Annotated in this window: 8 protein-coding genes and 1 pseudogene; 3 read left to right on the top strand and 6 right to left on the bottom strand. The window is 58.5% G+C overall.

The features are described from left to right. Window positions 1-103: 103 nt before the first annotated feature. Window positions 104-364 carry an acyl-CoA-binding protein gene (locus tag AW06_RS16350; protein WP_034952188.1) on the top strand — a complete coding sequence of 87 codons (261 nt, stop codon included), beginning with the start codon at window positions 104-106 and terminating at the stop codon, window positions 362-364. Window positions 365-398: 34 nt separating this feature from the next. On the opposite strand, the gene AW06_RS16345 is transcribed toward AW06_RS16350, so the two are convergent. The 4 genes from AW06_RS16345 to AW06_RS16330 form a co-directional block, all read right to left on the bottom strand. Continuing rightward, window positions 399-677 carry a polyhydroxyalkanoic acid system family protein gene (locus AW06_RS16345; protein ID WP_273704808.1) on the bottom strand — a complete coding sequence of 93 codons (279 nt, stop codon included), beginning with the start codon at window positions 675-677 and terminating at the stop codon, window positions 399-401. An 18-nt stretch (window positions 678-695) separates the two neighbouring features. Then, on the bottom strand, window positions 696-1,562 hold the full coding sequence (rsgA, locus tag AW06_RS16340) for a ribosome small subunit-dependent GTPase A (protein ID WP_034952185.1): 867 nt from the start codon (window positions 1,560-1,562) through the stop codon (window positions 696-698). Next, window positions 1,559-1,894 carry a 4a-hydroxytetrahydrobiopterin dehydratase gene (locus AW06_RS16335; RefSeq protein ID WP_034952184.1) on the bottom strand — a complete coding sequence of 112 codons (336 nt, stop codon included), beginning with the start codon at window positions 1,892-1,894 and terminating at the stop codon, window positions 1,559-1,561. Before AW06_RS16335 ends, rsgA begins: the two co-directional genes overlap by 4 nt. A gap of 209 nt (window positions 1,895-2,103) precedes the next feature. Next, a complete protein-coding gene (locus AW06_RS16330; protein ID WP_034952181.1) occupies window positions 2,104-3,342 on the bottom strand; it encodes a M48 family metallopeptidase in 1,239 nt (412 codons plus the stop codon). Window positions 3,343-3,385: 43 nt separating this feature from the next. On the opposite strand from AW06_RS16330, the gene orn reads away from it, so the two are divergent. After that, entirely contained in the window at window positions 3,386-3,931 is a 546-nt protein-coding gene (gene orn, locus AW06_RS16325) for an oligoribonuclease (RefSeq protein WP_034952177.1), read from the top strand. A gap of 21 nt (window positions 3,932-3,952) precedes the next feature. Here orn and AW06_RS16320 read toward each other — a convergent pair whose 3' ends face one another. Then, on the bottom strand, window positions 3,953-5,365 hold the full coding sequence (locus tag AW06_RS16320) for a hypothetical protein (protein WP_337958803.1): 1,413 nt from the start codon (window positions 5,363-5,365) through the stop codon (window positions 3,953-3,955). 342 nt (window positions 5,366-5,707) lie between these two features. Then, window positions 5,708-5,923 (bottom strand): 50S ribosomal protein L31, encoded by a 216-nt coding sequence (gene rpmE / locus AW06_RS16315; protein ID WP_034920912.1) that lies wholly within the window; start codon window positions 5,921-5,923, stop codon window positions 5,708-5,710. Between the two features lie 166 nt (window positions 5,924-6,089). Between rpmE and AW06_RS16305 the strand changes: the two are divergent. Continuing rightward, window positions 6,090-7,272, top strand: a pseudogene (locus AW06_RS16305) (IS3 family transposase). The last annotated feature ends 320 nt before the right edge of the window (window positions 7,273-7,592 follow it).

Below are 7,592 nucleotides of genomic sequence, written 5' to 3'. Positions count from 1 at the left end.
CGTTTCTCATCAATGGGTTAGTGCCACATTTTTGGCTTCGTTATCCCGAACTGACGTTATAATAGCAAGCCATTTCGAGTGATCATCAACCGGAGGAACCAACGTGAGGGACTTGCAAGCCCAGTTCGAGGACGCCGTAGCCAGCTCCAAGACCCTGCCCGAGCGCCCGGACAACGCCACCTTGCTGAGACTCTATGCCCTTTACAAGCAGGTGACCGAAGGCGATGTTGAAGGTCGTCGCCCTGGCTTTACCGATATAGTGGCTCGCGCCAAGTACGATGCCTGGGCGTCAATCAAGGGCACTGCAGCGGACGTTGCGATGCAGCAGTACATTGCCGTTGTCGAGCAACTGAAAGCATCCTGAAAGCAAGGGCTGGCGGCTTGCCCGGCAGGCTGGTTCAGACCGGAAAGTTCTCGTCGAAGTATCTGTGGGCTGCGCGTTCGATAGCTGGTTTGACAGCGAAGAGCAGGAGTCCAAGACGGATGCTGAGCGACACTTCCTTTTCGTCGAGGGTCAGTTCGCCGGTCACCCCCGGCCGCTTGAAACGCATCCGGTTCCCGTCCCACGCGTAGTCAAGGCCAAACTCTTCCTGTAATTCACCGGCCATATGTTCGGCGGCGGTACGCGCTTCGGCGAGGCTCTTGTCATGCCGGCGGCGAATGATGATTTCGCTCATGTGAGAGGTCCTTGGATGTCAGCCTATTTCGGCACAGAGTGAACGGAACGCCGCATAGCGGCGAGGGTCGATGGCGCCATGCTCGACAGCGGCAAGGATACTGCAGTCGGGTTCACGGTCGTGCTGGCAATCGCGAAATCGACATTGGCCGAGCAGTGGTCGCAGTTCGAGAAAAGCCCGCGCAATTTCCTCTAACGAGAGATGGCGCAAGCCAAATGCCATGAGTCCTGGCGAGTCAATCAGCGCAACACCCGTACTGGGGTGATAGAGGTGGGCATGCGTAGTGGTGTGCTTGCCGGCGTTGAGTGCCTGCGAGATTTCCCGGGTGGGCGTACAGACGTTTGGGATCAGGGCATTGATCAGCGTTGATTTGCCCATCCCGGATTGGCCAATCAGCAGGCTGGTATGGTCGGCCAGGTATGGCAACAGGCGTTTGCTATCGTTACGCGCAGAGAGCTTGAGAACCCGATAACCCAGTTTCTCGTACGCCAGCAGGATCGCCGAAGCTGCCGGTACACGTTCACTAAGGTCGCATTTGTTGAGAACGATCAGAACCTGGATGTCCTGACTTTCGGCGGCAACGATGCAGCGTGTGATCAAATCGTCCGAAAACGGCGGTTCGGTGGCGACGACGATAATGAGTTGTGTCACATTGGCGGCTATCAGTCTTTGCTTGAAGTGGTCCGAGCGATAGAGTAGTGTTCGCCGCGGTTCAAGCGTGGCGATGACGCCCTGGTCGGCACTTGTTCGCTGCACCTTCACCTGGTCACCGCAGACCAGTTCGCTCTTTTTGCCACGAGGAACGCAGAGCAGCGTCTCGCCATCGCGCAACTCGACACGGTATTGCCGCCCATAAGCGGCGATGACGCTGCCGGCCAGTCTCAAATTCGTGCCAGAGCTTCGATCTTGGCGGCGCAGATGAAATCGTTGCGCGACAGGCCGGCAACGTCATGCGTGCTGTAACTGATCTTCACACGACCATAGCCGACTTCGAGATCAGGATGATGGTTTTCTCGTTCGGCGAGCCCTGCAACGGTGTTAACGAATAGCAGGGTGGCCGCGTAGCTGGCAAAGGTGAACTCCTTCTGGAGCAGACCTGCCTCGGCGATCTGCCAGCCTGGCAGGTCGGTCAGCAGGGCCAAGGCCTGCGCGGGATCCAGCGCGTGTTCGCTGCCGCGTAGCGGCCGGCAATGTTCGAGAGCAAGTTCGGTAAGCATGGAAGCCTCCTGTTTTCTGCTTAATGTGAAAGTTGCGTCAGCAACGCACGGATCTCTCCTCTTGCAGGGGCGAAGGCGGGGTTTCGCGGAGCACTGCTCTGCGCCGCCGTAGCCGGCCCGCGATGCAGCGCGGGCCGTGGGAGGATCCGGGGGAGAGAGGGAACGGTCATGACTTTCATGATCGGGTGTGTCTTGGCAAGTCATGATCGTCAGGCATTCTGCAGGCGGGCGATGCGCAGGGCGGCGGGTGGGTGTGAATCGTAGAACAAGGAGTGTAGCGGATCAGGGGTCAAGGTCGCGGCATTGTCTTCGTACATCTTGACCAGGGCTGCCACCAGATCGCTTGCCGAAGCATGGGTTGCCGCGTAGCGATCCGCCTGGAATTCGTCGCGACGCGAGAGGATACTCAGCAGCGGGGTCAGCAAAAAGGCAAAAACCGGTCCGGCGAGAAAGAAAAGGACCAGCCCAAGAGCCGTGTTCTGGCTTGTCAGACCGAGACCGTTGAAGAACCAGCCGGCATCGATCAGTTGCCCGAGGATGGCGAGAAAGCCGAGTGACAGGACGAAGAGCATGCCGATCCGCTTTTGCACGTGCCGGTGTTTGAAGTGCCCCAGTTCGTGCGCCAACACGGCTTCGACCTCAACGGCTTGCAGGCGGCCGAGCAGAGTATCGAAGAAGACGATGCGCTTGGTCTTGCCGAAACCAGTGAAGTAGGCGTTACCGTGGTTTGATCGCTTCGATCCGTCCATCACCAAAAGATCCGAACTGGCGAAGCCACAGCGATCGAGCAGCGCCTCGACGCGCGCTCTGAGCCGGGGATCGTCAAGCGGGACGAACTTGTTGAATAGCGGCGCAATCCAGGTTGGATAGATGAACAGGAGGAGCAGGTTGAGGGTGCACCAGAAAAGCCACACGTAGAGCCACCATAGCTCTCCCATTCTCGCCATTAGCCAGAGCACGGCGAGCAGCGCCGGCGTTCCGATGACGATGGCCAGGATGGCCTGCTTGAGATGATCCGCGAGAAAGATTCGGAGAGTCATGCGGTTGAAGGAAAATTCTTCTTCGATGACAAACTGGTGATACAGGCTGAGCGGCAGGTCAACGATGGCGGAAATCAGCAGGACGCTGAAGATCAGTGCGACCCCGTAGGGCAGGCCATCGAGTCGTGCTGACCAGAAGTCATGCAGTATCTGCAAGCCGCCACCCAGCGTGAAGGCGAGCAGCATCGCCACTTCGACGGCCAGGCCGGTCCTGCCGAAGCGGCTGCGTGCTACGGTATAGTCGGCGGCCTTTTGATGAGTCTTGAGATCGACACGACCAGCAAAGTCCTCGGGTACGCGGCCGCGATGCGCCAGGACATGTGTGATTTGCCGCTGTGCCAGCCAGACGCGCAAGGCGCACATGACCAACAAGGCGGCAAGAAAGACAAGGGAGAAGGTATTGAACATAGAGCTGTGACACAATGGCGACTTTACGGTTCAGATGGATTATATGACAAAGGACGCTTCCTACCTCGTTTGGCTGGACATGGAAATGACCGGTCTGGCACCTGACTGCGACCGCATCATCGAACTGGCGATGGTGGTCACCGACAGCCAGTTGATGACCATCGCCGAATCAACGGTGTGGGCTGTACACCAGGAGGATGCCTGCCTCGATGCAATGGACGAATGGAACCGGAAGACGCATGCCCGCTCCGGACTGATTGATCGGGTCAGGGCATCCACATTCGACGAGGCGGCTGTCGAGGCGGCAGCGTTGGAATTCATGCGGGCTTATGTTCCTCAAGGGGTTAGCCCGATGTGCGGCAACTCGATCTGCCAGGATCGGCGCTTCATGGCAAGGTACATGCCGCAGCTTGAAGCCTGGTTCCATTACCGAAACCTGGATGTCAGCACCCTCAAGGAACTCTGTCGGCGCTGGAAACCCGAGGTTGCAAGAGGTTTTATCAAGCGATCCGAGCATTCTGCGCTCGCTGATATCCGCGAATCGATTGACGAGTTGAAGTACTATCGCGAGTACTTCATCAGACTCTAACCGTGATCGGAGTCTGTTCACCTACCTGCCGGGCGATGAGCCTCCTCTCCTGGCATCGCGCTGATAGAGGTGCAGTCGGTCGGCGTCCCGGCGTTCGGCGGGACGACCGCCATCCCAGACCTTCCTCCAGCCGCTGGCTGCTGGGGAGCTGCCATCCCGGGGGGAGCCGTGGATCAGCAACCAGTCACACTTCTTGCCGGCGGTGGAGGTTGCCAAAATGGTACGGATACCGTCGAAGTAGTCCAGTGAGGCGATGATCGAATCAGCGAGGTTGGCTCCGGCAATACAATGGCGCTTCTCGGGCAGTGCCTTGGCCAGGGAAGCGGATACCTGACGGTAAGTCTTGCCGTAGTCGATCCAGGGCATCCAGAGCGTTACGATCAGTAGCCAGAACAAGGTCAGACCTGCCATCCAGTGCATGATCCCGCGCATCGGGGAACGCGGACTGGTAACAATCAGCCAGCACCAGACCAAAGTCCCCAGCAGGGCGAGGCTGGCGCCCAGGATACTGAAGTGTCCCACGAATCCCGGCTCGAGTCGAACAGCCTGGCGCGCCAGCCTTTCTGGCCAGCCGAAGACCATTGCGCACCAGCCAATCCAGGCCAGTAGGGCAAGGAGACTGAAGGTGATCATGCCAAACCAGTCAAACGCGTTCGCCGCGCCACGTCGCAGCGAAGCGACACCGGGAACAGCCAGCAGAACCAGCGGTGGCAGCAGCAGCAAAGCTGGTGCACTGCGTGCTCCGATAGCAATGCCGACCATCAGCAGCGAGACTACAAAGGCAAACATCGGCATGGCCAGCGGGGTTGTTGTCCATTGGCGCCGTTTCGCCCAGAGTGCCCAGCAGGCGAGAGGGGAGGCTGGCCAAGCGTACCAAGGGAGCATCAGCAACAGGCGCTGCACAGCGAGCAGTGGTTGCCCATTAGCGCCGAGCTGAGTCAACTCGCCTTGCAAGAAGGCGGCGAGGTACTCGGGCGAGGTCACGAACAAGGCGGCCAGCCACCCACCGGCAAGCGCACAGGCAAATAGCAGCGAGCCAAGCAGCAGCATCGCCAAGCGTTGACGATGGGCAGATCTCCAGACCACGAACACTGCCACAGGCAGCAGCGGCAGCATAGCCGCCAGGCCGTTGGCGAGGAAACCCAGTCCGAGCGCCGAACCGAACCAGGAAGCGCCCCGCAGCGGTCGCCTGTCAAGCTGCGTCAGTCCCCAATAGGCGGCGGTATGCGCCGTCAACGTCGCCAACATGGGCTGTGCTTCATGCGCGTGGAACAGGAAGCCAATGCTGCCTGCAAGCAGCAGCGGTGCGGCTGGAGCTTGTTCGCGACCGTGCAGTTCGCATGCAGCGAGGAAAATGAAGCCAAGGGCGAGCAGGGTGAATACTCCGCTGGCCAGTCGCGTCGCCTCATGCAGCGGCAGGAGCCAAGACAACATCTTACTGCAGCTGGCTGCCAGCCAATAGTAGAAAGGCGCATCGGGGTAAGGGCGACCAGCGAGGCTTGGCGTCAGCCAGTTCCCGCTCGTGACCAAATCATGGACGATGCCGATCGTGACTGCATCATCATTTCTCCAGGGGTCGTGACCGATCAGCCCCGTGCAAATATAAAGGACGAGGAGAACCACCAGAGTCCAGCCGTTGGGCGGCAATGGAACCCCCCGGAAGCGAGCATGCTCCGCCTGCGCCGGCATCTAGAAATGAGTACTGATAAGCCGCTATTGTGGAAACGAAAAAGGCAGCCGTGGGGCTGCCTTTATCTGTCGACCCCGCTGTTCGACCTAGACCGGTTTGCGCATCGCGCCATATTTCTGGTTGAATTTCTCGACGCGGCCTGCCGTATCGATGATTTTCTGTTTACCGGTGTAGAAAGGATGGCAGGCCGAGCAGACCTCGACGTGCAGCGCTTTCTTCATTGTAGACCGGGTGGTGAAGGTATTACCGCAGGAGCATGTCACCGCGATTTCACCGTAGGCAGGATGGATTTTGTCTTTCATCTGGTGCTTTTCCTGTAGGTAAGACTGTCATGATCAAGCAACAAGCAGAGCATGAGGCATCAAAATAATCATTATCGGCGATTTTTCCACTGTCTGCAATCTGAGCTTCCCCCGAAATTTCGTCTTCCAAGGGTGACGTATGATTCAGTCACTTTAGGAGCGAGAAATGAAGATAGCGAAGCCGGCGTTTACGGCGGAGTTCAGGGACCTGGCGGTAAAGCGGGTGAAGGCAGGCGGGAGTGTCGGAGGGGTGGCCAAGGAATTGGGGGGGGTCGAACAGGCCTTGCGCAACTGGGTAAAGGCAGCGGCGAAGGGCACCCCAAATGGCAAGGGCAACCGGATGGTGACGCCAGAAGAGAGGGAACTGTCACGGCTGCGAGCAGAGAATGCGCGGCTCAAGCGGGAGCTTGAAATAGTAAAAAAAGCGGCGGCGTACTTCGCGAGGGATGCTCTGTGAAGTACGCCTGGATTGACGCGTATCGGCGGGAGTTTGGGTTGTCGGAACTGTGCGGGGCATTGAAGGTGAGTATCAGCGGTTACCGGGCCGGGAAGCGAGGCGGGGTGGCGCAGCGCCAGCAACTGACGGACCCGCAGATGCTGGCGCTTATCCAGGCCATTCATGCCGAATTCAATTCAAGGGCGCCTATGGCAGCCCACGCATGGTGCGCGAACTGCGAAGGCGTGGTTTCCCGGCGAGCAAGGAGCGGGTAGAGAGGCTGATGCGCGAGAACGGGATTCACGCCCGTCACAAGCGCCGCTACAAGGTCACGACGGATTCGCGCCACACCCTGCCGGTGGCAGAGAACCTGTTGGATCGCCAGTTCACACCCACGGCACCCAATCAGATCTGGATCTCGGACATCACGTATTTATGGACGGATGAAGGCTGGCTGCACCTGGCTATCGCGCTGGATTTGTTCAACCGGGAAGTCGTGGGCGGGTCACTCAAGCCCCGCATGACGGCAGACATCGTGACGGACGCCCTGACCATGGCGTGGTTCCGCCGCCGGCCGGCCCCGGGTCTGATGCATCACTCCGACCGCGGCAGCCAGTACGCCAGCCATGCGTTTCAGGACAGGCTCAAGGAATACGGCATGATCTGTTCGATGAGCCGCAAGGGCAATGGCTGGGATAACTCGCCCACCGAGAGCGGGTTCAACCGCTTCAAGAATGAGCGGGTACATGGCGTACGTCATGCCAGCCATGCCGCCATGAAGGCCACCCGCTTTGAGTACATCGATGTGTTCTACAATCGGAAACGTCAGCATTCGAGCCTGGGCTACCTGTCGCCTGTTCAGTTCATGGAAAAGTGGCTTAGCAGCCAGGACCAGGAAAAACAGGTCGCATGAACCCCTCCCTTTGGAAGACGAAATACCGAGGGAACCTCATCCTGATCTCCTGTAGCAACTCCGTCCGCCTCATCTCGCTCCTCCTTCGGAGCAAACATAAACTGGACAGATCATTTGCTACAAACCAGGACAGATTACTTGTTCCCTACAAAATTTGGAATTGCTGTTGACTGACCGATGGGCCGCTGATACAATGCTTCTTCTTCGCAGCATGCGGTTATTAAAGAATAGCAGCAAGACGTTCTTTTCATGGAACGTGCGAAGAAAATAGGGAGGGTCTTAAACGACCACCCATCACGGTCGCGGGGTGGAGCAGTCTG

Source organism: Candidatus Accumulibacter cognatus (assembly GCF_000584975.1).
Taxonomy (GTDB): domain Bacteria; phylum Pseudomonadota; class Gammaproteobacteria; order Burkholderiales; family Rhodocyclaceae; genus Accumulibacter; species Accumulibacter cognatus.
Note: the sequence above shows the minus strand (reverse complement) of the source record. Positions and strands in the feature narration are given on the sequence as shown.